The organism is Erwinia sp. STN24 (assembly GCF_041320675.1).
In the GTDB taxonomy this organism is placed as follows: domain Bacteria; phylum Pseudomonadota; class Gammaproteobacteria; order Enterobacterales; family Enterobacteriaceae; genus Erwinia; species Erwinia aeris.
In genome coordinates, this window is the sequence record NZ_JBGGPM010000003.1 from 421,317 (window position 1) to 446,948 (window position 25,632).

The 25,632-nt window shown below is 53.1% G+C and carries 26 protein-coding genes and 1 other annotated feature; of the genes, 13 read left to right on the top strand and 13 right to left on the bottom strand.

What is annotated here, in order from left to right:
• Window positions 1-31: 31 nt before the first annotated feature.
• A complete protein-coding gene (gshA, locus tag ACA373_RS14530; protein WP_253458991.1) occupies window positions 32-1,633 on the top strand; it encodes a glutamate--cysteine ligase in 1,602 nt (533 codons plus the stop codon).
• Between the two features lie 152 nt (window positions 1,634-1,785).
• Complete coding sequence (luxS, locus tag ACA373_RS14535; protein ID WP_125287466.1) at window positions 1,786-2,301, top strand: S-ribosylhomocysteine lyase; 516 nt, start codon at window positions 1,786-1,788, stop codon at window positions 2,299-2,301.
• A 64-nt stretch (window positions 2,302-2,365) separates the two neighbouring features.
• On the opposite strand, the gene ACA373_RS14540 is transcribed toward luxS, so the two are convergent.
• Window positions 2,366-3,652, bottom strand: a complete 1,287-nt coding sequence (locus tag ACA373_RS14540) for an HlyC/CorC family transporter (RefSeq protein ID WP_125287467.1) — start codon at window positions 3,650-3,652, stop codon at window positions 2,366-2,368.
• Window positions 3,653-3,677: 25 nt separating this feature from the next.
• Window positions 3,678-4,469: an inner membrane protein YpjD gene (locus ACA373_RS14545; protein ID WP_125287468.1), complete on the bottom strand. Its 792-nt coding sequence runs from the start codon at window positions 4,467-4,469 to the stop codon at window positions 3,678-3,680.
• A 158-nt stretch (window positions 4,470-4,627) separates the two neighbouring features.
• Between ACA373_RS14545 and ffh the strand changes: the two genes are divergently transcribed.
• From ffh to rplS, 5 genes are all read left to right on the top strand, one after another.
• The gene (gene ffh / locus ACA373_RS14550) at window positions 4,628-5,989 is read left to right on the top strand and encodes a signal recognition particle protein (RefSeq protein WP_125287469.1); all 1,362 of its coding nucleotides are present in this window, start codon (window positions 4,628-4,630) and stop codon (window positions 5,987-5,989) included.
• Window positions 5,990-6,125: 136 nt separating this feature from the next.
• Window positions 6,126-6,374 (top strand): 30S ribosomal protein S16, encoded by a 249-nt coding sequence (rpsP, locus tag ACA373_RS14555; protein ID WP_033739514.1) that lies wholly within the window; start codon window positions 6,126-6,128, stop codon window positions 6,372-6,374.
• An 18-nt stretch (window positions 6,375-6,392) separates the two neighbouring features.
• Window positions 6,393-6,941 (top strand): ribosome maturation factor RimM, encoded by a 549-nt coding sequence (rimM, locus tag ACA373_RS14560; protein ID WP_253458995.1) that lies wholly within the window; start codon window positions 6,393-6,395, stop codon window positions 6,939-6,941.
• The gene (trmD, locus tag ACA373_RS14565; protein ID WP_125287471.1) at window positions 6,938-7,747 is read left to right on the top strand and encodes a tRNA (guanosine(37)-N1)-methyltransferase TrmD; all 810 of its coding nucleotides are present in this window, start codon (window positions 6,938-6,940) and stop codon (window positions 7,745-7,747) included. The genes rimM and trmD overlap by 4 nt, the downstream gene beginning before the upstream one ends.
• Window positions 7,748-7,792: 45 nt before the next feature.
• Entirely contained in the window at window positions 7,793-8,155 is a 363-nt protein-coding gene (gene rplS / locus ACA373_RS14570) for a 50S ribosomal protein L19 (protein ID WP_024965502.1), read from the top strand.
• Between the two features lie 61 nt (window positions 8,156-8,216).
• Here rplS and ACA373_RS14575 read toward each other — a convergent pair whose 3' ends face one another.
• The 3 genes from ACA373_RS14575 to ACA373_RS14585 all read right to left on the bottom strand — a co-directional run bounded on the left by ACA373_RS14575 (window position 8,217) and on the right by ACA373_RS14585 (window position 10,181).
• Entirely contained in the window at window positions 8,217-8,819 is a 603-nt protein-coding gene (locus ACA373_RS14575; protein ID WP_370734712.1) for a glutathione S-transferase family protein, read from the bottom strand.
• Window positions 8,820-9,512, bottom strand: coding sequence for a CTP synthase (locus tag ACA373_RS14580; RefSeq protein ID WP_301253461.1), 693 nt, complete (start codon window positions 9,510-9,512; stop codon window positions 8,820-8,822).
• Between the two features lie 153 nt (window positions 9,513-9,665).
• Window positions 9,666-10,181, bottom strand: coding sequence for a GNAT family N-acetyltransferase (locus tag ACA373_RS14585; RefSeq protein ID WP_370734713.1), 516 nt, complete (start codon window positions 10,179-10,181; stop codon window positions 9,666-9,668).
• Window positions 10,182-10,655: 474 nt separating this feature from the next.
• On the opposite strand from ACA373_RS14585, the gene ACA373_RS14590 reads away from it, so the two are divergent.
• Together ACA373_RS14590 and tyrA are read left to right on the top strand one after the other, a co-directional pair.
• A complete protein-coding gene (locus ACA373_RS14590) occupies window positions 10,656-11,735 on the top strand; it encodes a 3-deoxy-7-phosphoheptulonate synthase (protein WP_253459004.1) in 1,080 nt (359 codons plus the stop codon).
• Between the two features lie 2 nt (window positions 11,736-11,737).
• Window positions 11,738-12,859, top strand: coding sequence for a bifunctional chorismate mutase/prephenate dehydrogenase (gene tyrA / locus ACA373_RS14595; RefSeq protein WP_370734714.1), 1,122 nt, complete (start codon window positions 11,738-11,740; stop codon window positions 12,857-12,859).
• Window positions 12,860-12,905: 46 nt separating this feature from the next.
• On the opposite strand, the gene ACA373_RS14600 is transcribed toward tyrA, so the two are convergent.
• The 4 genes from ACA373_RS14600 to pheL all read right to left on the bottom strand — a co-directional run bounded on the left by ACA373_RS14600 (window position 12,906) and on the right by pheL (window position 16,083).
• Window positions 12,906-13,610, bottom strand: coding sequence for a substrate-binding domain-containing protein (locus tag ACA373_RS14600; protein WP_367317871.1), 705 nt, complete (start codon window positions 13,608-13,610; stop codon window positions 12,906-12,908).
• Window positions 13,610-14,656, bottom strand: coding sequence for an ABC transporter substrate-binding protein (locus tag ACA373_RS14605; protein ID WP_370734715.1), 1,047 nt, complete (start codon window positions 14,654-14,656; stop codon window positions 13,610-13,612). The genes ACA373_RS14600 and ACA373_RS14605 overlap by 1 nt, the downstream gene beginning before the upstream one ends.
• Before the next feature lie 120 nt (window positions 14,657-14,776).
• Window positions 14,777-15,937 (bottom strand): bifunctional chorismate mutase/prephenate dehydratase, encoded by a 1,161-nt coding sequence (gene pheA, locus ACA373_RS14610; RefSeq protein ID WP_301730151.1) that lies wholly within the window; start codon window positions 15,935-15,937, stop codon window positions 14,777-14,779.
• 22 nt (window positions 15,938-15,959) lie between these two features.
• Window positions 15,960-16,084 (bottom strand) — a sequence feature (Phe leader region).
• Window positions 16,036-16,083, bottom strand: a complete 48-nt coding sequence (gene pheL / locus ACA373_RS14615; protein WP_199746341.1) for a pheA operon leader peptide PheL — start codon at window positions 16,081-16,083, stop codon at window positions 16,036-16,038. It overlaps the preceding feature by 48 nt.
• A 576-nt stretch (window positions 16,085-16,660) precedes the next feature.
• On the opposite strand from pheL, the gene ACA373_RS14620 reads away from it, so the two are divergent.
• Entirely contained in the window at window positions 16,661-17,728 is a 1,068-nt protein-coding gene (locus ACA373_RS14620) for a glycosyltransferase family 9 protein (RefSeq protein WP_370734727.1), read from the top strand.
• Window positions 17,729-17,931: 203 nt separating this feature from the next.
• On the opposite strand, the gene ACA373_RS14625 is transcribed toward ACA373_RS14620, so the two are convergent.
• The 4 genes from ACA373_RS14625 to bamD all read right to left on the bottom strand — a co-directional run bounded on the left by ACA373_RS14625 (window position 17,932) and on the right by bamD (window position 20,664).
• Window positions 17,932-18,363: a hypothetical protein gene (locus ACA373_RS14625; protein WP_253459016.1), complete on the bottom strand. Its 432-nt coding sequence runs from the start codon at window positions 18,361-18,363 to the stop codon at window positions 17,932-17,934.
• Window positions 18,360-19,064: a hypothetical protein gene (locus ACA373_RS14630; RefSeq protein ID WP_370734716.1), complete on the bottom strand. Its 705-nt coding sequence runs from the start codon at window positions 19,062-19,064 to the stop codon at window positions 18,360-18,362. Before ACA373_RS14630 ends, ACA373_RS14625 begins: the two co-directional genes overlap by 4 nt.
• Before the next feature lie 269 nt (window positions 19,065-19,333).
• Window positions 19,334-19,672 (bottom strand): ribosome-associated translation inhibitor RaiA, encoded by a 339-nt coding sequence (raiA, locus tag ACA373_RS14635; RefSeq protein ID WP_253459021.1) that lies wholly within the window; start codon window positions 19,670-19,672, stop codon window positions 19,334-19,336.
• A 260-nt stretch (window positions 19,673-19,932) separates the two neighbouring features.
• Window positions 19,933-20,664, bottom strand: a complete 732-nt coding sequence (bamD, locus tag ACA373_RS14640; RefSeq protein ID WP_370734717.1) for an outer membrane protein assembly factor BamD — start codon at window positions 20,662-20,664, stop codon at window positions 19,933-19,935.
• A gap of 130 nt (window positions 20,665-20,794) precedes the next feature.
• Between bamD and rluD the strand changes: the two genes are divergently transcribed.
• The 3 genes from rluD to clpB all read left to right on the top strand — a co-directional run bounded on the left by rluD (window position 20,795) and on the right by clpB (window position 25,199).
• Complete coding sequence (rluD, locus tag ACA373_RS14645) at window positions 20,795-21,772, top strand: 23S rRNA pseudouridine(1911/1915/1917) synthase RluD (protein ID WP_253459024.1); 978 nt, start codon at window positions 20,795-20,797, stop codon at window positions 21,770-21,772.
• Entirely contained in the window at window positions 21,772-22,500 is a 729-nt protein-coding gene (yfiH, locus tag ACA373_RS14650) for a purine nucleoside phosphorylase YfiH (RefSeq protein ID WP_253459027.1), read from the top strand. The genes rluD and yfiH overlap by 1 nt, the downstream gene beginning before the upstream one ends.
• A gap of 125 nt (window positions 22,501-22,625) precedes the next feature.
• A complete protein-coding gene (gene clpB, locus ACA373_RS14655; RefSeq protein ID WP_253459031.1) occupies window positions 22,626-25,199 on the top strand; it encodes an ATP-dependent chaperone ClpB in 2,574 nt (857 codons plus the stop codon).
• Window positions 25,200-25,632 lie beyond the last annotated feature (433 nt).

Here is a 25,632-nt window from a genome sequence, read left to right on the forward strand (position 1 = left end):
TTCGCTAAGCGTCGCTATCATGATTAACATTATGCTGAACAATAATAAATTTTTCCCCAAGCGGGAGGTCAATTTGATCCCGGACGTATCACAGGCGCTTTCCTGGCTGGAAGCTCACCCTGAGGCAATGAAAGGTATTGGTCGCGGCATTGAACGCGAAACGCTGCGTGTTAAACCTGATGGCCATCTGGCCACCAGCGGACACCCTAAATCGCTGGGTTCAGCCTTGACCCATAAGTGGATTACCACTGATTTTGCTGAAACGCTGCTGGAATTTATTACGCCGGTAGATCGTGACATCGATCATCTGCTGGCTTTTCTGCGCGATATTCATCGTCACGTCTCACGCGATCTCGGCGCGGAGCGGATGTGGCCAATGAGTATGCCGTGCCTGATCGACGACAGCGATAAAATAGAGCTGGCGCAGTACGGGCGCTCCAATATCGGGCAGATGAAAACGCTCTATCGGCAGGGCCTGAAGAACCGCTATGGCGCGCTGATGCAGGTCATTTCCGGCGTGCACTATAACTTCTCGCTGCCGCTCTCTTTCTGGCAGGCCTGGACGGATGGCAAAGAAGGGCAGAGCAGCACCGACGCGATCTCGGAAGGCTATCTGCGCCTGATCCGTAACTACTATCGCTTTGGCTGGATCATTCCCTATCTGTTTGGCGCTTCGCCGGCCGTTTGTTCTTCTTTCCTGCAGGGGAAAGAGACGGACTTACCGTTTGAGCGTACCGAAAATGGTCTGCTCTATCTGCCTTACGCTACCTCTTTGCGCCTGAGTGACCTGGGTTATACCAATAAATCGCAGAGCGGACTGGGCATCACCTTCAATAATCTTCCTGACTATGTCAAAGCGCTGAAGGCGGCGATTAAAACGCCTTCGGAAGAGTACGCGCGCATGGGCGTGAAGGATGAGCAGGGCAACTGGCTGCAGCTCAACACTAACGTGTTGCAGATTGAAAACGAGCTGTATGCGCCGATCCGCCCGAAACGCGTTACGCGCTCCGGCGAAAATCCCTCCGATGCGCTGCTGCGCGGCGGCATCGAGTACATTGAAGTGCGCTCGCTGGATATTAACCCGTTCTCGCCGACAGGCGTGGATGAAAATCAGGTGCGCTTTCTCGATCTGTTCCTGATCTGGTGTACGCTGGCCGACGCGCCGGAAATGAGCAGCGAAGAGCTGCTCTGCACGCGCGCCAACTGGAACCGGGTCATTCTGGAAGGGCGCAAGCCGGGCCTGATGCTGGGTATCGGCTGCGAAGAAGCGCAGTTCCCGCTGGCGGAAGTCGGCAAAAACCTGTTTAAAGATCTGCAGCGCGTGGCGGAAACGCTCGATCGTCAGCAGGGCGATCGCCATTATCAGGCCGCCTGTGACCGTCTGGCCGCCTCGTTTGACGATCCTGACCTGACCTATTCGGCGCGTTTTTTGACAGCGCTGAAAGAAAACGGGCTGGCGGGTACGGGCCTGGCGCTGGCAGAGCAGTATCATGCTCAGTTGGCGAACGAGCAGCTGGAGATCCTGACGGAGAGCGACTTTGAGCAGGAGGCTATCCGTTCAAACGTTAGCCAGCAGGAAATCGAAGAAAGTGATACGCTTAGCTTTGAAGACTTTCTGAAAAGCCGAAGCTAACGCAAAAGAAAAAGGCCACATCAATGTGGCCAAATTAACATCTCTGTTGTCAGGGATGATGATAACAAAATGCGCGTCTTTCATAGATTCAGACCACGAGTCGACAGAGAAAGTTTCATCACTGCGAAAATAAATTTATCAGAGGTAACCATATGCCATTGCTGGATAGCTTTACCGTCGATCATACCATCATGGCGGCGCCTGCGGTTCGCGTAGCGAAAACCATGAACACGCCGCACGGCGATACCATTACCGTTTTCGATCTGCGCTTCTGCCGGCCAAACAAAGAAGTGATGCCGGAGCGCGGTATCCACACGCTGGAACATCTGTTTGCCGGTTTTATGCGTAACCATCTGAACGGCGACGGCGTTGAAATCATCGATATCTCGCCAATGGGCTGCCGCACCGGTTTCTATATGAGCCTGATTGGCACGCCGGACGAGCAGCGCGTGGCGAAAGCCTGGAAAGCCGCGATGCAGGACGTGCTGAAAGTGACCGATCAGCGCAAAATTCCTGAGCTGAACGAGTACCAGTGCGGCACCTATGAAATGCACTCTCTGGATGAAGCGCAGGATATCGCGCGTCACATCATTGAGCATGATATCGGCGTGAACCACAACGACGAGCTGGCACTGCCGCAGGATAAACTGCAGGAACTGCACATCTAGTCAGTTAACCGGGCTTCCCTTGCAGAAACCCGGTTGTTTATCCCCTGGCGGCAGGGGATAGCTATCAGGAACCCACCGACTCCTTCAGCGGCTTTTGCGGCGTAACGCGAACCTGTTTAATCATATTCTCCTGCACGTCGAGGATATCGATCGCATAGTGACCGATATGCACCGTAGTGTTGGGCAGCGGAATATCTTCCAGCACTTCCAGAATCATGCCGTTAACCGTACGCGCTTCCTCTTCCGGCAGCTGCCAGTTAAAGGCCTTGTTCAGCTCGCGCACGTTAGCGCTGCCTTCAATCAGCACCGAGCCGTCATTCTGTGGCATCACTTCTTCCGCCAGCGTCGGGGACATGGAGGTGGTGAAATCGCCGACTATCTCTTCCAGAATGTCTTCAATGGTGATCAGGCCTTTAATATCGCCATATTCATCGACAACCAGACCTACTTTCTTCTTATTGCGCTGGAACTTCACCAGCTGGATGTTCAGCGGCGTGCCTTCCGGCACGTAGTAAATCTCATCCGCCGCGCGCAGCATGACTTCTTTGGTGAACTCTTTTTTCTCGGTCATCAGGCGGTAGGCTTCCCGCACGCGCAGCATACTGATGGTATCGTCCAGCGAATCGCGATAGAGCACGATGCGGCCATGCGGCGAGTGCGTCAGCTGCCGCACGATGGATTTCCAGTCATCGTTGATATTAATGCCCACAATTTCATTGCGCGGCACCATAATGTCGTCAACGTTCACTTTTTCCAGATCCAGCACGGACAGCAGCATATCCTGATTGCGGTGCGACATCAGCGTGCGCGATTCATACACGATGGTGCGCAGCTCTTCTTTGCTCAGCGCGGAGGTGGCGGCGCTGTCGGTTTTCATGCCGACCATCCGCATCAGCACGCGGGTAATGGTATTCAGCAGCCAGACCAGCGGCATCATGATGATTTGCAGCGGGCCTAACAGCAGGCTGCTGGGGAAAGCGACTTTTTCAGGATAAAGCGCGGCAACGGTTTTCGGCAGTACTTCCGCAAACACCAGCACCACAAACGTCAGGATGCCGGTAGCGATGGCTACGCCTTCATCGCCGTGCAGGCGCATCCCGACGATGGTTGCCAGCGCGGAGGCGAGGATATTAACGAGGTTGTTGCCGATCAGCACCAGGCTGAGCAGGCGATCGGGGCGACGCAGCAGTTTCTCTACCCGACGGGCGGCGCGATCGCCGTTTTTAGCCTGATGGCGCAGCTTATAGCGGTTGAGCGTCATCATGCCGGTTTCGGAGCCGGCAAACCACGCCGACACCAGCACCATAACGAAAAGAATAATAATCAGCGTGGTGGTTGAAACTTGTTCCAACGAGGGAATTCCTTGTAGTGGAGGATCAGGAGGACAAAAAGTGTTGCAGCATACGGCTGCCGAAATAGGCCATGGTCAGCAGGAACGCGCCGCCGAAATTGAACCAGGCCACGCGGCGACCGCGCCACCCTTCATGATAGTGACCCCAGAGCAAAACGATATAGACAAACCAGGCCAGAATCGACAGCACGGCTTTATCCACGTTTTCACGGCTGAACAGATCCTGCATATAAAACAGACCGGTACACAGCACCAGCGTCAGCAACACTACCCCGATCTGAGTGATATGGAACATTTTGCGCTCGATGGTCATCAGCGGCGGAATGTCCTTGCTGAAAGCCAGCTTTTTGTTTTTCAGCAGCCAGTCTATCCACGCCAGCTGTAGCGCATAAAGCGCCGCAATCATTAGCGTAGCATAGGCAAACAGCGCCAGCCCGATGTGCACCATCATGCCGGGCGTGGTTTCCAGATGCGTGATAAACGCGTTGGGCACAAAGGTGGCGAAAGCCAGGTTGATCAGCGCGAAGCTGTAGACCAAAGGCAGCAGGATCCAGCCGCGATTGCGCGAGGCCACGATGGTCATAATGGCGCAGATCAGCAGGCTGACCAGCGATCCGATATTCAACAGGCTAAGGTTCTGACCGCCTTCCGCTGTGAAAATACGCTGTTCCAGCGCGACGCCATGACACACCAGCGCGACGACGGCGGAGATAACGGCCATGCCTCGCCACGCGCTCTGCTTGCGCAGCAGGCTGGGAATAATCAGGGCAAGGCTGAAAGAGTAGGCGAGCAGCGCCAGGATCGCAAAAACGGACATAGGTGGTACCGGCAAGGCTATGAAAAAAAGCAGTATAGCGCCAGCGGCCGCTGGCTCCAAACGATCTCAACGCGGATGGCTGAGATCGCCGCGTCTTCATGTTATAATCTGCGCCATTGTGTCGCCTGGCGACCTCTCATTACGTTGAGCGAGAGACGATGTTTGATAATTTAACCGACAGATTGTCGCAGACCCTGCGCAATATCAGTGGCCGTGGACGGCTGACAGAAGACAACATTAAGGACACCCTGCGCGAAGTGCGCATGGCGCTGCTTGAGGCAGACGTTGCGCTGCCGGTAGTGCGTGACTTTATCGGCCGCGTTAAAGAGCGCGCCGTGGGTCACGACGTCAACAAGAGCCTGACGCCGGGTCAGGAATTTGTGAAGATCGTTCAGAATGAGCTGGTTGCCGCCATGGGCGCCGAGAACAACACGCTCAATCTGGCCGCTCAGCCACCGGCCGTGGTGCTGATGGCGGGCTTGCAGGGTGCGGGTAAAACCACCAGCGTCGGCAAGCTGGGTAAATTCCTGCGCGAGAAGCACAAGAAGAAAGTGCTGGTGGTGTCTGCCGACGTCTATCGCCCGGCGGCGATCAAACAGCTGGAAACCCTGGCGGAGCAGGTTGGCGTCGATTTCTGTCCGTCCGACCTGAGCCAGAAGCCGGTCGACATCGTTAAGAACGCGCTTCAGCAGGCAAAACTGAAGTTCTACGACGTGCTGCTGGTGGATACCGCCGGTCGTCTGCACGTTGACGAAGCGATGATGGACGAGATCAAACAGGTCCACGCCGCCATTAATCCGGTGGAAACGCTGTTTGTGGTCGACGCCATGACCGGTCAGGATGCGGCAAACACGGCGAAAGCCTTTAACGAAGCACTGCCGCTGACCGGCGTTATCCTGACCAAGGTTGATGGTGATGCGCGCGGCGGTGCGGCGCTTTCTATCCGTCATATCACCGGCAAGCCGATTAAGTTTATGGGCGTCGGCGAAAAAACCGAGGCGCTGGAGCCGTTCTATCCGGATCGTATCGCTTCCCGTATTCTGGGCATGGGCGACGTCCTGTCACTGATTGAAGATATCGAAAGCAAAGTCGACCGCGCGCAGGCAGAGAAACTCGCCAGCAAGCTGAAAAAAGGCGACGGCTTCGATCTCAACGACTTCCTGGAGCAGCTCAAGCAGATGCGCAACATGGGCGGCATGGCCAGCCTGATGGGCAAACTGCCGGGCATGGGCCAGCTGCCGGACAACGTTAAATCGCAGATGGATGACAAAGTGCTGGTGCGCATGGAGGCGATGATCAACTCCATGACGCGCAAAGAGCGCGAGAAGCCGGAAATTATCAAAGGGTCCCGCAAGCGTCGTATCGCGACGGGTTCCGGTATGCAGGTGCAGGACGTCAACCGTTTGCTTAAGCAGTTTGACGACATGCAGCGCATGATGAAAAAGATGAAGAAGGGCGGAATGGCGAAGATGATGCGCGGCATGAAAGGTATGATGCCGCCGGGCTTCCCGGGCCGTTAATCGAGTCGGAAAAGCGCTCAGGCGAATTAGATTGCTTTTTACGCCAAAATGAGTAAAATTTTCGGGCTTTTTATATTGCACCCGGGCCCCGTTCCCTCAATGGGGCCCGGTTGTTTTATTAACTAAAGAGGATGTTATGGTAACAATTCGTTTGGCACGTCACGGCGCTAAAAAGCGTCCGTTTTATCAGGTAGTTGTCACTGACAGCCGCAACGCTCGCAACGGCCGCTTCATCGAGCGCGTTGGTTTCTTCAACCCGATCGCTTCTGGTCAGGCTGAAGCACTGCGTCTGGATCTGGACCGCATTGAGCACTGGGTTGGCCAGGGCGCTACTCTCTCTGATCGCGTTAACGCGCTGATCAAAGAAGCTAAGAAAGCAGCTTAATCTGTCACGGTGGTCAACATGAGCAAGCAACTCACCGCCCAGCCGCCCGCTAACCCGTTAACTCTGGGAAAGATGGGGTCGGCCTACGGTATTCGTGGTTGGCTCAAAGTGTTTTCCTCCACCGAAGATGCTGAAAGCATTTTTGACTACCAACCCTGGTTTATCCAGCGGGCGGGTCAATGGCAGCTTATCGAGCTGGAAGGCTGGAAGCGCCACAATCAGGACATGATCATCAAAGTCAAAGGCATTGACGATCGTGATGCGGCCACGCTACTTACCAATTGCGAAATTGTGGTAGACGCGGAGCAGCTGCCTCCTCTGGAAAGCGGTGACTATTACTGGAAAGACCTGATGGGCTGCCAGGTAGTAACCACGCAAGGATACGAGCTGGGCAAAGTCATTGATATGATGGAAACCGGTTCAAACGACGTTCTCGTCGTGAAGGCAAACCTGAAGGATGCGTTTGGTGCGAAGGAGCGGCTGATTCCGTTCCTTGATGGACAGGTTATCAAGAATGTCGATCTCACTACCGGCACCATCGAAGTAGATTGGGATCCTGGTTTTTGAGCTCCGGACAAGACGGTAACACTCCGGCGCAGTCGATGTGGATTGGCATAATCAGCCTGTTCCCTGAGATGTTTAGCGCAATTACCGAATACGGAGTAACTGGCCGGGCAGTAAAAAATGGCCTGCTCAGCATTCAGAGCTGGAGTCCTCGCGACTTCACTCATGACCGGCACCGTACCGTGGACGATCGTCCTTACGGCGGCGGACCGGGAATGCTAATGATGGTTCAGCCCTTACGGGATGCCATCCACGCAGCAAAAGCGGCGGCAGGAGAAGGCGCTAAGGTGATTTATCTTTCACCTCAGGGACGCAAACTCGATCAAGTGGGGGTTTGCGAGCTGGCGACCAGCGAGAAGTTAATTCTGGTGTGTGGTCGCTATGAAGGGATTGATGAGCGCGTCATCCAAACCGAAATCGATGAAGAGTGGTCGATCGGGGATTACGTGCTCAGCGGTGGGGAACTGCCGGCAATGACGCTGATTGATTCGGTCGCCCGGTTTATACCTGGCGTACTGGGCAAGCAGGCGTCCGCCGAGGAAGATTCGTTTTCCGAGGGGCTGCTGGACTGTCCGCACTACACCCGACCTGAAGTGTTAGAAGGGATGGAGGTTCCGCCAGTTCTGCTGTCGGGCAACCATGCCGAAATTCGCCGCTGGCGCCTGAAACAGTCGCTGGGCCGTACCTGGCTAAGAAGACCTGAACTTCTGGAAAACCTGGCTCTGACTGAAGAGCAAGCAAAGTTGCTGAAGGAGTTCCAAAAGGAATTCAGACGGCAACATAACGATGATGGGCAGTCCGGGCAGTAGCCGCGGCGCCTGAATATCAGTTTACCCAGGATAAGAGATTTAATTATGAGCAACATTATCAAGCAAATCGAACAAGAGCAGATGAAACAGGACGTACCTTCATTCCGTCCGGGCGATTCCGTGGAAGTGAAAGTATGGGTTGTTGAAGGCTCCAAGAAGCGTCTGCAGGCATTCGAGGGCGTGGTTATCGCTATTCGTAACCGCGGTCTGCACTCTGCATTCACCGTTCGTAAAATTTCTAACGGCGAAGGTGTTGAGCGTGTATTCCAGACTCACTCACCTGTAATCGACAGCATTGCTGTTAAACGTCGTGGTGCCGTACGTAAGGCCAAACTGTACTACCTGCGTGAGCGTACCGGTAAGTCTGCACGTATCAAAGAACGTCTGGGCGCTAAAGCAGCATCCTAAGTTAATACGAAACAGGGGGCCGGTCGAAAGACCGGCCCTTTTTTTTGCCTGCCGTAACGCGTCAGGCCGTGCGGTTATTCCTCTCCAGCGCCTTGCTGAACGCTTCCCGTCGCTGACATCTTGCTACGTAACGGGTCAATTTATCGTTAACCGGCAATGCGCACAGTTGCGCCCACATCAGCGTATGCGAGAAGAAAATATCGGCCAGCGTAAAATGCTCACCTGCAATCCACTCTTGTTCAGCTGAAAAACGGATAGCGTCAAGCGTCTTGCTGGCGTCACGGAAAGTTGTCTCAATCACTGCTGGCGAACGTAGAGCCTCGGGCAGTAAAAATTTATGTTTAAGCAAATACCAGACTGGCGATTCAAGGTCTGTCAGAGAAAAGCTGAGCCACTCATTGACTTTGGCTTTTTGCAGCGCATCCGTCGGGTAAAGTTCCCTATTCCCTTTTTTTTCGCCCAGATACTGGCAGATAGCTGCCGTTTCAAAAATAAGGCTACCTTCGTCCTCCAGTACGGGCACTTTATGTAAGGGATGAGGAGAAGAGGCCGCTGGTTCTGTGGAAAAGAGCGCTACCGGAGAAGTGGTGTAATCTAATTTTAGCTCTTCCAGAGTCCATAGCACCCTCAAGGAGCGGCTTTTAGGAAATGTATAAACGTTCATTTAGCGCCCGGCCTCCGTAAGCAAAGCGACGACCAGCGGCGAAAGCGCATGACGCAGCGACGCCCGTTCGGATTGAAACAGCGTAGCGACAAAAAATCGGTGATGGGGCAATTCTATGCCGCGCACATCGCCTTGCCGATCTCTCGCGCTAATGCGCAGCGGAAAATCGGCCAGTTCGTTCCCGAAATCAGGGTTAACGCCAAAGTTACAATGATAGCCTTCATGCGTGCTGAGTTTGCCGTAGGCTTTTGCTATCGTCGAACCGGGTTCAATGACGATGTCGCCTGTTTGTTCAACCAGCGAGCAGCTAAGCGGCGCAATCACCATACGGCCTTCCGTATCCGTTTCTGCATGTGCCGCATCTTGCCAGCCCATCACGTTGCGCGCGTACTCAATAAGCGCATACTGAAAACCGCCGCAGGAACCAAGAAAAGGGATATTGTTTTCGCGCGCCCAGGTGATAGCCATAAAAGCGCCCTGGTCATGCTGATAAGGGCTGCCCGGCACGACCCAGATCGCGTCAAAATTATGCAATACGTCAGTCGAGGTAATCGCTGGGGTGGGCAACCATTCTGCCTCTACCGAAATATTGAGCGAGTCGGCGGCAAGCTTGATAGCGGGTGGGATGGCCTGATGCGCCACGGCATCAGGACGGAAATCGCCCACCAGGGCAAGACGGACAGATTGGTGCATGTTGTTTCCTGTTTGCAGAAAAAAGAGGCTATACGTTAGCCAGCAATCTGGCTTACGCTTTTGACTATTGAGCGCAGCCGTCAGGCGTATCGGCCCGATGAGTCATGGAGATATAAAACAACCCGAAGCACAGGGTTGCGGGTTTTCAGAAAATCAGCGCGTTCGATGAAAGCGGTAAATGGCCGTATCCGCCGGCCCGCTATCCAGCACGATCAATCCATGCTTAATGCCCATAAAGGCTGCGCCGCATTTTTCCGCCACGCGGCGGCTGGTCATATTTTCCGCCACTGCCAGGATTTCTACCGTATCTTTTTCCTGATCCTGCCACGCCAGATCGAGAAGATAACGCACGGCCTGGCTGGCGATGCCCTGTCGCTGCTCGCTGCTGCGTACCCAGTAGCCTATCGAGCACAGGTTTTTCTGATCGCTGGAATAGCGCAGTCCGGCACCGCCCAGCAAGCGGCCATCCCCGGCGAAAAGCCCCAGCTCGTTGGCTTCGCCTGTCTCACGCAGCATGTGGGTAGCGGCAAACCAGCGGCGAGCTTCTGCTGGACTAAAACCTTCATGCGCCCAGAGCAGCCAGGGACGCAACGTATCCAGTGAGGCATTCACGGCTTGCGCAAATTCAATGGCGTCGTCGTGACGGTAAGGGCGGTAAAGCACCTGCATATGGCTTTTCCTTCAGGCTTATTAATATTTACACGGCGTTATTAATGCAGACAGAAGCCCGGAAAAAGCGGCGGCTTAAGGCAATACGGCGGATGACGCAGGTTTTTAAAGCGACGCTGCCTTTATAAAATCCCAGGGTTATTTATAAACATTTCAACAGCGACAGATCAATCAATAAAAGCAGCTATGGCTAACCTGCTGATAGCCGTACGACGTCCTTTACTTCAGGTTATCGGGCAGACGTAAGGTTAATGCATATATTGGTGTAAATTTAAATTTACATGTAAGTTTTTTTAGTTTCTGGTCTTATTGTTTATTAAGCGTATGATTAATATATATTTATTTTTGATTCTCTTCTTGTTTATCTTTTGTGGTAATAAAAGTGTACATGGGCAGATTGAGTTTTGTACCGCTTCTGATACAGTATTCAAACCTTGATGACAGGCTGACGGGACCACTAGAGAGCTGACGACCATGCAAAAAGATGCGCTGAACAACGTTCATATCGCCGACGAACAGATTTTAATTACGCCGCAGGAGCTGAAAAACAAGTTCCCCCTGACCGACGCGCAGCAGACGCAGATCGCTGCTTCCCGTCAGACTATTTCAGACATTATCAGCGGAAAAGATCACCGTTTGCTGGTGGTGTGCGGCCCCTGTTCGATCCACGATACCGAAGCAGCGCTGGACTATGCGCGGCATCTGAAAGCGCTCTCTGACGATCTCAAAGACCAGCTCTATATCGTGATGCGCGTCTATTTTGAAAAGCCTCGCACCACCGTTGGCTGGAAAGGGCTGATCAACGATCCCTACATGGATAACTCTTTCGATATGGAAGCCGGTCTGCATATCGCCCGTCAGCTGCTGGTTGAACTGGTCGAGATGGGGCTGCCGCTGGCAACGGAAGCGCTGGATCCTAACAGTCCGCAATACCTGGGCGATCTGTTCAGCTGGTCGGCCATCGGCGCACGCACTACCGAGTCGCAAACGCACCGGGAAATGGCTTCCGGCCTCTCTATGCCGGTCGGCTTTAAAAACGGCACGGACGGCAGTCTGGGCACGGCGATTAACGCAATGCGCGCCGCCTCTATGCCGCACCGCTTTGTGGGTATCAACCAGAGCGGCCAGGTCTGCCTGTTGCAGACCCAGGGCAATCCGGATGGCCACGTCATCCTGCGCGGCGGCAAACAGCCAAACTACGGGCCGGAAGATGTCGCGCAGTGTGAAAAAGAGATGCTTCAGGCGGGACTCCGTCCGGCGCTGATGATAGATTGCAGCCATGGTAATTCTAACAAAGACTTCCGTCGCCAGTCCGGCGTAGCCGAGTCCGCCGTCTCGCAAATCAGAGACGGCAACCGTTCCGTGATTGGCCTGATGCTGGAAAGCCATCTGCACGAAGGCAGCCAGTCGTCCGAACAGCCCAAAAGCGCCATGCGCTACGGCGTTTCCGTGACCGATGCCTGCATCAACTGGGAAACGACCGAAACGCTGTTGCGAACAATTCATCAGGAACTGGACGGAGTACTGGCGGCGCGTCTGTCGCAAGAGGGTTAATTATGGTGGCTGAACTGACCGCGCTGCGCGATCAAATTGATGAAGTGGACAAAGCCCTGCTCGATCTGCTGGCCAAAAGGCTGAGTCTGGTCGCCGAGGTGGGTGAAGTAAAAAGCCGCTACGGTCTGCCGATTTACGTGCCGGAGCGCGAAGCTTCCATGCTGGCGTCACGGCGTAAAGAGGCGGAGGCGCTTGGCGTGCCGCCAGACCTGATCGAAGATGTGCTGCGCCGCGTTATGCGCGAATCCTACGCCAGTGAAAACGATAAAGGCTTCAAAACGCTGAATCCGCAGCTTCGTCCGGTAGTCATCGTTGGCGGCAAGGGCAAAATGGGGCGGCTGTTTGAAAAGATGCTGACCCTTTCCGGTTATCAGGTGAAAATCCTGGATAAAGAGGAGTGGGCGCAGGCGGAAAGCCTGCTGGCGGATGCGGGCATGGTCATCATTAGCGTGCCGATCCACCTGACGGAGAAAGCGATCGCCGATCTGCCGCCGCTGCCGGAAGACTGCATCCTGGTCGATCTCGCCTCGGTGAAAAACGGCCCGCTTCAGGCGATGCTGGCCGCGCACAGCGGTCCGGTGCTGGGGCTGCATCCGATGTTTGGCCCGGACAGCGGCAGCCTGGCGAAACAGGTGGTGGTCTGGTGCGACGGCCGTCAGCCGGAAGCCTATCAGTGGTTTCTGGAACAGATCCAGGTCTGGGGCGCACGTCTGCACCGCATCAGCGCGGTAGAGCATGATCAGAACATGGCCTTTATTCAGGCGCTGCGTCACTTCGCCACCTTTGCCTATGGCCTGCATCTGGCGGAAGAGAACGTGAATCTTGAGCAGCTGCTGGCGCTTTCATCGCCTATTTACCGCCTGGAGCTGGCGATGGTGGGCAGACTCTTTGCGCAGGATCCTCAGCTCTATGCGGACATCATCATGTCCTCAGAAAATAATCTGGCGCTGATTAAACGTTACTATCAGCGCTTCGGCGAGGCTATTCAGCTGCTGGAGCGGGGCGACAAGCAGGCGTTCGTCGACAGTTTCCGTCGCGTAGAGCATTGGTTTGGCGATTACGCCCAGAGCTTTATGCTGGAAAGTCGTTCGCTGCTGCGTCAGGCCAACGACAGCCGCCGATAACGGCTTTGGATAAAATGCAGGCCCGATCGCGGCCTGTATTCTCGCCTCAGGCTCTCTTCTCCAGCGGAAGAAAGCCGTCTTTCGCTAAAATTCCCTGCGCCTCGGCGCTCAGTAAGAAATCTGCCAGCGGCTGTGCTTTTGCATGACACAGGGCAAAAGCATAGTCTGCGCGGATATGGAAAGGCGGCGGGATAGTAATAGTTTTAATCCCGGGCCGCGCGGCATAGCTCTGATAGCCGATAAAAATATCCGCCCGATCGCCGTTCAGCACCCAATTCGCTGCCGGTTCCCCAGCCGGAACAGCCGGGCTGAATGGGCCGCCAACCAGCTGTAGCGCCCGCTGTTTCAGCGCGGTTCCCACTCCCGCATAGCGACGTTCAATACGATCGAAAAGCTGCCAGGCGTAGTCGCCGGATGGATCGCTTAACGGCGTAGAGGTGGCGACGCGTAAGTGCGGATGGCTTAGCAGCTCCAGCCAGCTTTTGTTCGACGCGGCCAGGGCAGCAGGCACGCTCAGGCAGAGCTGATTGTGGACAAAGACGGCGCTGTCGAGTGCGATACCTGCCGCGATCAAAGATTGCGGATGCGTCAGATTGGCCGATAAAAAGAGATCGCAGCGCTTGCCCTGCTTAATTCGCTCGCACAGTAGCCCGGCCGGGCCAAACGCTACCCTGATTGGTTGACCATACGCTGAGGCCAGCGCCGGCCACACGGCGCGCAGGCTTCCGGCAGCCAGAACGGTAAGGCTCATCAGTTGCTACCCGTATAGTGGGTACGATAGAAGCGCTGATACCAGGTATCCGCTTTTTTCTGCATATCGACATCCTGGAATTTTTCCGGGTAAAGCTTTTTCGCCATCCATAATTCGCCCAGCGCCAGCGCTTCTGGCATCGGATAGCCCCAGGCCTTGGCATATTCAGGCATCAAATAAACGCGATGATGCTTAACGGCATCCACAGCCTGCCAGGCGGGCTGCTGGTTGATCTCGTCGATCACCTGCGGATAGCGATCCTGCACGAAGATCACCTGCGGATCCCAGGCGAAGATCTGCTCCATAGAAACCTGCTTATACCCTTTCACCGCTGCGGCGGCGACGTTCAGCGCACCGGCATGCGCCATCATCAGGCCGGTATATTTGCCGGAGCCGTAGGTCGTAAGGTCGGGATTAGCCATATAGACCCGAATGCGCTGCGAAGCAGGGATCGCCTGTAACCGGTTGCCCGTTTGCTGCCGCTGATTGAAAGTGGCTTTAATCAGCGTTTCGGCCTGCTGCTGGTGGTTTACCACCTCGCCGATCAGGCGAACGCCTTCTTTTAATCCTTCACTATAAGCCTGCTCTTCGTCAGCCAGATCGGGATTCAGACGGTTTTGCTGTTGATTATCGGCACGCAGCGAGATGGCGATAACGGCGATGCCGAGTTTCTGGATCTGGTCAATCATCTCCTGCGGCGCATAGTTAGTGACAAAAACCACCTGCGGATGTAGCGCAACCAGCTTTTCTACATCCACATGAGTTAAATCACCCAGCGTCGGCAGACGCGTCAGTTCCGGCGCCAGCCGCGAATAGCCGTCGCCGAGCTGCTGCTTCCAGTTGCCAAGGATGCCAACAAGGGTATTGGTGGCATCCAGCTGCACCAGGATATTGAGGGTTTGATGCTGCAAGACCACGACGCGATCGACGCGATCGGGAAGCGTGACCTGGCGGCCCAGCTGATCGGTAACCTGACGATCGGCAAAAGCGGAAAAGGCCAACAGGCCAAGCGAAAGCAATACTGCGGAGCGTAAAAAGTTGCGCATAAATTTCCCTGAGAAACGTTATATAGTCGATGATATAGCGTCAGGGCGGTGCAGGTAAATGATCCAGGCGAGGTATAGGCCAAAAGTTTCAGCCGCTTCTGAAAGCGGCTGAGGCGGTACTCAGGAAGGGTCGACCGGCAGCACGTTTTCGCTTGGGTAACAGCCCAGCACTTTCAGCGAACGCGTAATCGGTGCCAGTTCGCGTAACGCCTGCTGTACTTCTTCCGAGCGCAGGTTGCCCTGAAAATCGATATAAAACATCTCTTCCCATGGATTGCCGTTAATCGGGCGTGATTCCAGTTTGCTCATCACCAGATTATGCTGACGCAGCACCAACAGTGCTTCTACCAGCGCACCAGCCTGCTGTCCGGTCGCCATAATTAACGTGGTTTTGGCCGGAACCTGAAGCGTGACCTCAATGGGTTTGCGCGCAAGGATAACAAAGCGGGTGATATTCTGCTGCTGGTTAGCCAGATTGCGTTCAAGCACCTGCAGGTTATACAGCTCACCGCCCGCCTGGCTGCCCAGCGCTGCGACCTTCGGTGAATTCAGCGCTGCAACCTGCTCCATCGCGGCCGCGGTGCTTTCAGTATATTCAATCTTCCAGTGCGGATAGCGATGGATAAACTCGCTGCACTGCTGGAAAGGCTGAGGATGGCTGTAAACGGTTTCTATCTGCTGTAAGTCCGTGCTGCCGGTAACCAGCACGCAGTGATCGATTGGGAGCGTCATCTCGCCAACCAGCGAAAGGCTGGTCTGCTGCAGCAAATCGTACACCTCATTGATCGAGCCCGAACTGGTGTTTTCGATCGGCAATACCGCGTAGTCGGCCTGGCCTGTTTCCACCTGATTAAAGATGTCGCGGAAGTTCAGACAGCCGCACTCGATAAACCTATCGAAGTGGCGAGCGGCATAGTTACGTGAGGCAAGATGCGAATAAGAGCCTTTTGGGCCAAGGAAGGCAATACGCGCCGACTGCGCATTAGTCTGATTCAGATGCTTTTGCAGCAACGCCTGCTGCGTCAGCACGGAATCTTCAATAACCAGCTGAAAAAGTCGGGTGATGTAGTGCGCATCCAGCTGATGAGCTTTACCCAGCGTGACCAGATGTTCCAGCAGATCGCGCTCGCGATCGATATCGCGTACGGGGCGGTGCGTGGCCATTTTCGCCTTCGCAACCTCAATCGCCAGCGCCCGACGGTTAGCCAGCAGGCTCAGCAGTTGTTCATCCAGCGCGCTGATTTTTTCGCGCAGGCCCAGCAGGGGATTTTCGGTGGTCATAGGCTACCTGTCAGATGTTCATAAAAAAAAAGCCTCCCGGTTGGGAGGCCTTGTTATTCGTCTTCGCATGCTTTCTTATACGACGAATTGCCTCCCGGTCAACGGAAGGTAAAAAAGAAGGCGAAGAAGAACGGCAGCTGTTTCATCAGAGTATCCACGATTGTCAGAAGGTTAAAGTAACCGCAGCGATTTAATGCTGTCAATAAAAAACGCGTTTCGGATGGCGGAGCGGCAAAGTTTCGTCAGGCGAAAGGGCTGGTAGTGCTGGCATAGGGCGAAAGAGCAAGGCTCTTCAAGGGGATTGCAGAGCGTTTCGCCAGGCATGAGCTGTAGCCGGGCAGGGAGCAGGTTGGCTGTCCACCCAGCCCTTCTGCTGACGTTTGAGATAAGCACATGGCATTTTCTACTCTCTCAACCCAAAGCCTTACTGAATATAGTTAATATTTTGTACTGATACATTTTATATAAAATCTGAGTAGCATTTAGAATAATCATTTATTGTGAAAATTCTCTGTTAATATAATGAATTCTGTTAATTAAATTTTTATATATTAACATTGAAACTACGTTAATTGGATTATTATCCTGTTTTTATGGTAAAGAGTATCTGATATTATGCCCTCGCTTTCTTATGGTATTTGCTATGAAGGGAAGCAAAGATTAACATGTTATTTTCATGGAAGAAGTGCCTACAGTAAGGACATGTCTATGGACAAGGATGATATAAAGCGGATCCTGGTTATTCGCATCGATTTTTTAGGGGATATGATTTGTACTACACCTTTTTTGCGGGCGTTAAAGCAAAGGTGGCCGCAGGCGGAAATACATGTTCTTGCCAGTAAATATAACTCACCCGTTCTGGATAATAACCCTGCCGTAGCCAGGGTGCACCATTATGTCTATTCTAAAAACTATGAAAAAAATGTGCGGCCGGGATTTTTAAATTACCTTAAGGATAGAGTTAAGTTAATTTTCTCGCTTCGGAAAATAAAGTTTGATTTACTTATCATCCCCAGCGGAGGGATGAACAAAAATGCAATAAACTTTGCCCGACAGCTAAACGTTGCGGACTGCCGCTGGCATAACGCTGATACGGAGTTTGACGATCGTATACCTGCGCATATGCTGGCCCGACCTTTAATTCATGAAGCACTTGCCGGTTTCTGTCTTATTCCGGAAGTCAACACGCCGGATATTAACCAGATGAATCCCCAAATTTTCCCCTGCCAGGCTCGGGTTTTATACTGGCAGCAAAAGCTGGGAGAAAAAAACAGAGCCAGAGTGGGTTTATTCATTTCGAACAATAGCGCGGAACGTCGATGGCCAGAGCAAAAATGGCAGGCATTAACCGATGCGCTTAGCGGAAAATGTGAGTTTATTATTTTTCATTCACCTCAGGATAAATGTATTTCCAAATGGCGGAGAGATGAAAAAGCGCGCTGGGTCTCTACGCAAACCGTCGCCGATTTGATCGCGGCCATGACGCAGCTGGATATTGTTGTTTCTGCGGACAGCGCACCCGTACATTTTGCATCGGCATTGCAGATCCCTCTGGTGGCCTTGTTTGAGGATCGTCCTGAAAAATACAGACGCTGGCATCCGCTTGGGGTCAGGAATATCGTGCTGCATGAAGGCGGAAACGTCAGCAATATAGCCAGTAAGTCTGTTTCTGCTGCCGTCACCCAATTGCTAAGCGAAGTTAACAGGCCTGGTTATGAGAAAGAAAAATCGGAAAACAAGAAGGCAGGGCTGGTGGCAAAACAGTCAGCTGAAAAGGACCTGGTGCTATGAGAAAATTTATCGCCTTAAAATATTGCCAGGAGTGTGGGCTCAGGCGGCGTTTTTTTGCACGGCTGTTGGCCAATGACGATGCGCTGTGTGATGACTGCTACTACAAATTTATTACAACGGTGCGGGAAAGGCATGAGTGACCAGCACCAGGGAAAAGAGAAAACCAGTCTGCGAGCTGGCTTTTCTCTGGATACTTACACTTACTATTTTTTGTTAGGCCTGCGGTAGATCTCAACTCCAGCTTCATTAAATTCCACCAGTTTATATAACGATACGACATCGTTGTTCCGTGGAGAACGCCAGCATTCAGCTTGAACCTGGCATTCTTTTTGCGGTATATATCCTTCAGAAATAAGGTATTTACGGATCCTACTTGTCTCGGTTGTACCGTTAAAATGTATGCCAAATACAAAAGCCTGGGGCCCACTAATATTTGTATAGTGAAATTCATAATCTTTAGAAATTCTTGGCATTTTCTTCAATAATTCAGGTGTGTAATACTTATATTCGCGTTTATCCTGCTCGGTATAATGCGCACTACTGGCAAATTCCATTCTCAGAACTGGCCAGATAAAAACGAACGCTATTCCGCAGAGTAGTAGCACAACAGCAAGTACCGCTATAAATTTCTTCACAATCCCATCCTGCCATTCTCTGCTCCCAGAACAACAAATGTTTTATCATTACGGGAACGGATCACATTTCCTGATGAGAAGTTGCTATATGGGGTAACGTTTTGCATAAACTTTGGCAGTACTCCCATGCGCGGCCTTGCATGAGGGAATTTTTCCGGGTCGGGGAACAGCAGAGGCTGGAACGTATCGTTTTGCCAGTTGCCGATTTTACCATAATAATCCCAGCGCTTAAGAGCTTCTGCTTTACTGACCGGCCGTAATATGGGGAAGATGTTTTGATCGGATACGACGCGGTAAAATCCCAGCAGATCGGACACCAGATCTTCACCGCTAAATCCGCTATCAGTGACCAGGTTATTAGGGAATGAACTCTGAAATATTTCGAACTGTCTCGCTATAGCCATCATCATCGCCAGCGCGATACTTTTTTGTTCAGAGTAAGGGCGACCATGTCTTAAGCGCCACGTCATTACTTTTCCTGATCGAGCCAGTCCATATGAAGACGTCATACCCTGAGAGTAAGTCACATCATAAAATTCTTTTCCGGAAGCTTCCCCCTGTCGTATTTTCCTTAGCAATTCAATTATATCTGTACCCTGAGCATGTCCAAGATCTACCCAGCCCAGCACTTCCGTATAAACCAGGCCTCTATTGAAAACGGCAGCTTTTTTGCCATCAATTATTTCTGACCTTTGACTCATCCTGAATCTCCTTTCCTTATGATAAATACGATCGGCTACATGGCCAATTTATCATAAAACCCATACTGAAACGGAAGGATTTGGTATCCATCCCGGCTGTATAAAAATTAATATTATTCCACCCGGAGACCTGTGTAGATCAAAAAAAGCCCCGTCAAAAGGGGCTGGTTTGGTCGATGTGGTCGATATGTGGACATCTATTAAAATAAATCCTTTTATTTCATTTTATTAGAACAATAAAAAACGCGCCCGCAGGCGCGTTATTATCTTTAATCCAGTTCCTGATCGATAACGCTTATATCTTTAACGCTGGCCTGGGCGCGCTTCGCTTCGCCCTTGTGCTGAACCTTGTTCAGCTGACGCTCCAGCTTATTGATCAGTTCGTTGATGGCCGCATACATATCATCATGTTTGGCGCTGGCAATCAGCGGGCCGTTCGGCGTGTTGATAGTGGCATCGGCAACGTATTCTTTCGGCTCTTTGGAAAGCACGATATGCGGATTAATCAGATGGGTTTGCCATTTTTCCAGTTTGGCGAGACGCTCTTCGACATGTTGGCGGATAGCCGGGGTGATGTCCATTTGCTTGCTGGTAATGTTCAGAACCATAGTGCTTACCTCTAATCATTTCCGTCGAATGTAGAGTAAGCATATCCTGGAAAAGGGCGTAATGCGTGATTTGCATCACTTTATTTTGTCACTTTTTGTCAAAAGTGAAGATTTTGTGAGGCAGGCTGGTAATCGTAGCGAAGGCGCTTGTAGGGAGGTTTTTTCACAGGCATGATAGGTAAGTTAACTTACCGGTGAAACAGCGTAATATGCCAGACGCCGGTGAAAAAAAGGGCAGCGCGAACGCTGCCATTTTTATGTTAAGCCTGATTGGCCGCGATAAGTTTCGCTACTTTGTCCGCTTCTGCGGTCAGCTGCATCTTACGATAAGCATTTTCCATCAGCGGCAGCGCCTGGCGCGTCGCCTGCGTATCCGGATAATCTTTCATCATTTGCTCAACGCGATTAACAACAGCGACATAAGCTTCACGCTTGGTGTAGAATTGCGCCACGGAAAGCTCATACTTCGCCAGACGATCTTTCAGATAGATAAGGCGCTTTCTTGCGTCCGCCGCGTACTGACTGTTCGGGTAACCGCGCAGCAGCTGAGAGAAGTCGTGGAAGGCATCACGCGCGTGAGAAGGATCGCGATCGGAACGATCGATACCGAAAAAGCCCTGCAGCGCGCTGTCATCAAGCGCCATATCCGTCAGACCACGCATATAAATCACGTAATCGATATTCGGGTGGGTTGGATTCAGACGCATAAAGCGGTCGATCGCGGCCTGCGCCAGCGGTAAATCGGCATTTTTATAGTAAGCGTAGATCAGGTCCAGCTGAACTTGCTGGGAGTAAGGCCCGAACGGATAGCGGTTATCAAGCGCTTCCAGTTGCGTTATTGCTCCTTTAAAGTTACCGTCCTGCAGTTTTTGCTGGGCTGTGGCATAGATCTCGGAAGGCGGGCTATCGGGCACCGTATCCTTCGAGCCGGAACAACCCGCTAATGCCAGGCTCAACGTGGCTGCAGCCACCAGATATTTCATACGCGTCATGACGATTTGATTATCCTCAGAGTGTTATTCAGGAAGCTGTCCATGTAGCTCCCGATAGTGACCAGGTACAATAGCACATTATATTAAACGGCATCGCCGTGAAAACCCAACGTTAACGAAGAAGCTGTTTATGGCACAACAAGTAAAACTCAACGCAACGGTCTCCGAATCGCAACTCGGACAACGCTTAGATCAGGCTTTGGCCGAATTGTTCCCTGATTATTCAAGATCTCGTATAAAAGAGTGGATTCTCGACCGACGCATCAGCGTCAACGGCGTAATCATCGACAAACCGAGAGAAAAACTGCTCGGTGGCGAACAAATCGCTATCGAAGCGGAGATAGAAGAAGAAGCGCGCTGGGAAGCGCAAAACATCCCGCTGAACATCGTTTATGAAGATGACGATATTCTGGTTATCAACAAACCACGCGATCTGGTGGTGCATCCGGGCGCCGGTAATCCCGACGGTACGGTGCTGAACGCGCTGCTTTATCATTATCCGGCTATTGCAGATGTGCCGCGTGCGGGCATTGTGCACCGTCTGGACAAAGACACCACTGGCCTGATGGTGGTGGCTAAAACGGTACCTGCGCAGACGCACCTGGTAGAATCTTTACAGCTGCGTGAATTCACCCGTGAGTATGAAGCGGTGGCAATTGGCAGGATGACGGCGGGCGGCACGGTTAATGAGCCGATTAGCCGTCACTCGACCAAGCGGACGCATATGGCGGTTCATCCAATGGGCAAACCGGCTACCACGCACTATCGCATTATGGAGCATTTCCGTGCCCATACGCGCCTGCGTCTGCGTCTCGAAACAGGCCGTACTCACCAGATCCGCGTGCATATGTCTCATATCAGCCATCCGCTGGTGGGCGATCCGCTGTATGGCGGTCGTCCGCGTCCGCCAAAAGGTGCCTCGGAGAATTTTATCGGTACGCTGCGTAAATTCGATCGTCAGGCGCTGCACGCCACCATGCTACGTCTTTATCATCCCGTCACCGGTATTGAGATGGAATGGCATGCGCCGCTGCCGCAGGACATGGTCGAATTGATTGAGGCGTTAAAAGCGGATACCGAAGAATTTAAAGACCAGCTGGACTGGTAATGAGCCTGCTTACGCCTGAATGGAATGCGCCCGCCAACGTGCGGGCCTGTAGCACCACGCGCCGTGATGGCGTCAGCCATGCTCCCTGGGATTCGCTGAACCTCGGGACGCATGTCGGCGATCGGGCCGCAGCGGTGCAGCACAATCGCGAGCGTCTGGTTACGCTGGCGTCAATGCCCGCTATGCCAGTCTGGCTGGAGCAGGTTCACGGCGTCAATGTCCTTGCGCTTACCGGTGAAGCACCCGCTTCCCTACAGGCTGATGCCGTTTATACCCGTCAGCCCGGCGTGGTTTGCGCGGTAATGACGGCGGATTGCCTGCCGGTTTTGTTCTGCTCGCAGGATGGGAAAGAGGTTGCTGCGGCTCATGCCGGCTGGCGGGGATTGTGCGCAGGCGTGCTGGAGGCGACGCTGGCGGCCTTTACGGCCCCGTCGGAAGAGATCATGGTCTGGTTCGGGCCGGCAATTGGCCCGCAGGCTTTTGAGGTCGGCGCAGAAGTGCGGCAGGCATTTATAGCGCAGGATGCGGAAGATGCCGCTGCTTTTACGCCCTCGGGCGATAAATATTACGCCGATATCTGGCAGCTTGCGCGTCTGCGGCTACAGCGCAAAGGCGTGCGCCACTTCACTGGTGGCGGGCTGTGCACTTTCTCGCAGCCTGACCAATTTTTTTCCTACAGACGCGATGGCGTAACAGGTCGAATGGCAAGTTTGGTCTGGCTGAGTTAACCTGTCCGCATAAGACGGTCCGGGTTGTGCTTTTTTTCACCAAAATATTCCGGTCATTTAACTTGAAAATTTGAGGGAAGACCTCATTTAATCTCCAGTAGCAATTTGACCTGAATGGGGGAATTATGCGTCTGGATCGTCTTACTAATAAATTCCAGCTTGCTCTCGCCGATGCCCAGTCTTTAGCGCTTGGGCGCGACAACCAATTTATTGAACCGCTGCATCTGATGAGCGCTCTGCTCAAACAGGAAGGCGGCTCTGTCTCTCCTTTACTGACTTCAGCCGGCGTGGATGTTGCCGCACTGCGCAACGGCGTTGAGCAGGCTATCAGCCGCTTGCCTCAGGTTGAAGGTGCGGATGGCGACGTACAGCCTTCCGCCGACCTGGTGCGCGTGCTGAATCTGTGCGACAAACTGGCGCAAAAGCGCGCCGACAACTTTATCTCATCGGAACTTTTTGTTCTGGCCGCGCTCGACTCGCGAGGCTCGCTGGCTGATTTGTTGAAATCTGCCGGGGCGACCAGCGAAAAACTCCAGCGCGCCATTGACCAGCTGCGTGGAGGCGAAACCGTGAACGATCAGGGAGCTGAAGATCAGCGCCAGGCCCTTAATAAATACACTATCGACCTGACCGAGCGAGCGGAGAAAGGAAAACTGGATCCGGTTATCGGCCGTGATGAGGAAATCCGTCGCACCATCCAGGTTCTGCAACGCCGTACCAAAAACAACCCGGTGCTGATTGGCGAGCCTGGCGTCGGTAAAACCGCAATTGTGGAAGGGCTGGCGCAGCGCATTATCAATGGCGAAGTGCCGGAAGGGCTGAAAGGTCGCCGGGTGCTGGCGCTGGATATGGGCGCGCTGGTGGCGGGCGCTAAGTATCGCGGCGAATTTGAAGAGCGCCTGAAAGGCGTGCTCAATGACCTGTCCAAACAGGAAGGCAACGTCATCCTGTTTATTGACGAGCTGCACACCATGGTTGGCGCGGGAAAAGCGGACGGCGCGATGGATGCCGGCAACATGCTGAAACCGGCGCTGGCTCGCGGTGAGCTGCACTGCGTCGGCGCCACCACGCTGGATGAGTATCGCCAGTATATAGAGAAGGATGCGGCGCTGGAGCGTCGTTTCCAGAAAGTCTTCGTGGCGGAGCCAAGCGTGGAAGACACCATCGCTATTCTGCGCGGGCTGAAAGAGCGCTACGAGCTGCATCACCATGTGCAGATTACCGACCCGGCTATCGTGGCTGCGGCTACGCTGTCGCACCGTTATATCGCCGACAGGCAGCTGCCGGATAAGGCTATCGACCTGATTGACGAGGCGGCTTCCAGCATTCGTATGCAGATTGACTCCAAGCCGGAAGCGCTGGATCGTCTGGAGCGCCGTATCATTCAGCTGAAGCTGGAACAGCAGGCGCTGAAAAAAGAGTCTGACGATGCCAGTATCAAACGACTGGAGATGCTTGAAGAAGAGCTGAGTCAGAAAGAGCGCGACTATTCAGAGCTGGAAGAAGAATGGAAAGCAGAGAAAGCCTCGCTGTCCGGCACGCAAACTATTAAAGCGGATCTGGAACAGGCGAAGCTGTCGCTGGAGCAGGCGCGTCGCACCGGTGACCTGGCACAGATGTCGGAATTGCAATACGGCAAAATCCCGGAGCTGGAAAAACAGCTGGCTGCCGCCACGCAGGCGGAAGGGAAAACGATGCGGCTGCTGCGTAACCGCGTGACGGACGTCGAGATTGCGGACGTGCTGGCTCGCTGGACCGGTATCCCTGTGGATCGCATGATGGAAGGCGAGCGCGACAAGCTGCTGCGTATGGAACAGGAGCTGCATCAGCGCGTCATCGGACAGGATGAAGCTGTCGAAGCGGTTTCTAATGCAATCCGCCGCAGTCGTGCAGGTCTGGCCGATCCGAATCGCCCGATTGGCTCATTCCTGTTCCTTGGCCCGACGGGCGTGGGTAAAACCGAGCTATGTAAAGCGCTGGCTAACTTTATGTTCGACAGCGATGACGCAATGGTGCGGCTGGATATGTCGGAGTTTATGGAAAAACATTCGGTATCGCGTCTGGTGGGCGCACCTCCTGGCTATGTTGGCTACGAAGAGGGCGGCTATCTGACCGAGGCCGTGCGCCGTCGCCCTTACTCCGTCATTTTGCTGGACGAGATAGAGAAAGCGCATCCGGACGTATTCAATATTCTGCTGCAGGTGCTGGATGACGGCCGCCTGACGGATGGACAGGGCAGAACGGTTGATTTCCGCAATACCGTGGTCATTATGACCTCGAACCTGGGTTCCGATCTGATTCAGGAACGTTTTGGCGCGTTAAGCTATGCGGAAATGAAAGATGTCGTTATGAATGTGGTAGGGCAGCATTTCCGTCCGGAGTTTATCAACCGTATTGATGAGCTGGTGGTCTTCCATCCGCTGGGCGAAAAACACATTGCCTCTATTGCTAAAATTCAGCTGCAGCGTCTGTACGATCGTTTGACCGATCGCGGCTATGAACTACATATTTCTGATGCCGCTCTGCAGCTGCTGGGCGAAAACGGTTACGACCCGGTATATGGGGCAAGGCCGTTAAAACGCGCAATTCAGCAGCAGATCGAGAACCCGCTGGCACAACAGATACTTTCTGGCCAGCTGGTTCCGGGGAAAACGATAGAAATGGACGTGCAGGATGGCGCTATAGTGGCTACGCAGTAACAGTCATAGCAAATAAAAATGGGCCTTCGGGCCCATTTTTGCTTATTAAGCCACCAATAACAGTGCTTTTTAGCCGTCAGAGCGCGTTTTTTAGTCGATCGAATGTTTTTTTGTAATTAGGGGTTGTCAGCCGTCAAGAACTCCCTATAATGCGCAACCACTGAGACGGCACAACGGCTTACAGGCCAGCGGCTCAGGAGGTTCAGGAAGCTGAATCGCCGGAGGAAAACTTCTGAAAAAGAGGTTGACTCTGAAGGAGGAAAGCGTAATATACGCCACCTCGCGGCAGGAAGCGAAAGCACTGCTCGCAACGCTCTTTAACAATTTATCAGACAATCTGTGTGGGCACTCGCAGGATTGATATCAAGCGTCTCCGGACGCAAAAAAATATCAAGTCTTAAGAGTGAACACATAATGAAATTCATTATGACGT

Excerpts from the sequence above, each read along its gene's own strand:
- gshA (WP_253458991.1), top strand. The coding sequence starts at position 32 with ATGCTGAACAATAATAAATTTTTCCCCAAGCGGGAGGTCAATTTGATC.
- luxS (WP_125287466.1), top strand. The coding sequence starts at position 1,786 with ATGCCATTGCTGGATAGCTTTACCGTCGATCATACCATCATGGCGGCG.
- ACA373_RS14545 (WP_125287468.1), bottom strand. The coding sequence starts at position 4,469 with ATGTCCGTTTTTGCGATCCTGGCGCTGCTCGCCTACTCTTTCAGCCTT.
- ffh (WP_125287469.1), top strand. The coding sequence starts at position 4,628 with ATGTTTGATAATTTAACCGACAGATTGTCGCAGACCCTGCGCAATATC.
- rpsP (WP_033739514.1), top strand. The coding sequence starts at position 6,126 with ATGGTAACAATTCGTTTGGCACGTCACGGCGCTAAAAAGCGTCCGTTT.
- rimM (WP_253458995.1), top strand. The coding sequence starts at position 6,393 with ATGAGCAAGCAACTCACCGCCCAGCCGCCCGCTAACCCGTTAACTCTG.
- rplS (WP_024965502.1), top strand. The coding sequence starts at position 7,793 with ATGAGCAACATTATCAAGCAAATCGAACAAGAGCAGATGAAACAGGAC.
- ACA373_RS14575 (WP_370734712.1), bottom strand. The coding sequence starts at position 8,819 with ATGAACGTTTATACATTTCCTAAAAGCCGCTCCTTGAGGGTGCTATGG.
- ACA373_RS14580 (WP_301253461.1), bottom strand. The coding sequence starts at position 9,512 with ATGCACCAATCTGTCCGTCTTGCCCTGGTGGGCGATTTCCGTCCTGAT.
- ACA373_RS14585 (WP_370734713.1), bottom strand. The coding sequence starts at position 10,181 with ATGCAGGTGCTTTACCGCCCTTACCGTCACGACGACGCCATTGAATTT.
- ACA373_RS14590 (WP_253459004.1), top strand. The coding sequence starts at position 10,656 with ATGCAAAAAGATGCGCTGAACAACGTTCATATCGCCGACGAACAGATT.
- tyrA (WP_370734714.1), top strand. The coding sequence starts at position 11,738 with ATGGTGGCTGAACTGACCGCGCTGCGCGATCAAATTGATGAAGTGGAC.
- ACA373_RS14600 (WP_367317871.1), bottom strand. The coding sequence starts at position 13,610 with ATGAGCCTTACCGTTCTGGCTGCCGGAAGCCTGCGCGCCGTGTGGCCG.
- ACA373_RS14605 (WP_370734715.1), bottom strand. The coding sequence starts at position 14,656 with ATGCGCAACTTTTTACGCTCCGCAGTATTGCTTTCGCTTGGCCTGTTG.
- pheA (WP_301730151.1), bottom strand. The coding sequence starts at position 15,937 with ATGACCACCGAAAATCCCCTGCTGGGCCTGCGCGAAAAAATCAGCGCG.
- ACA373_RS14630 (WP_370734716.1), bottom strand. The coding sequence starts at position 19,064 with ATGAGTCAAAGGTCAGAAATAATTGATGGCAAAAAAGCTGCCGTTTTC.
- raiA (WP_253459021.1), bottom strand. The coding sequence starts at position 19,672 with ATGGTTCTGAACATTACCAGCAAGCAAATGGACATCACCCCGGCTATC.
- bamD (WP_370734717.1), bottom strand. The coding sequence starts at position 20,664 with ATGACGCGTATGAAATATCTGGTGGCTGCAGCCACGTTGAGCCTGGCA.
- rluD (WP_253459024.1), top strand. The coding sequence starts at position 20,795 with ATGGCACAACAAGTAAAACTCAACGCAACGGTCTCCGAATCGCAACTC.
- yfiH (WP_253459027.1), top strand. The coding sequence starts at position 21,772 with ATGAGCCTGCTTACGCCTGAATGGAATGCGCCCGCCAACGTGCGGGCC.
- clpB (WP_253459031.1), top strand. The coding sequence starts at position 22,626 with ATGCGTCTGGATCGTCTTACTAATAAATTCCAGCTTGCTCTCGCCGAT.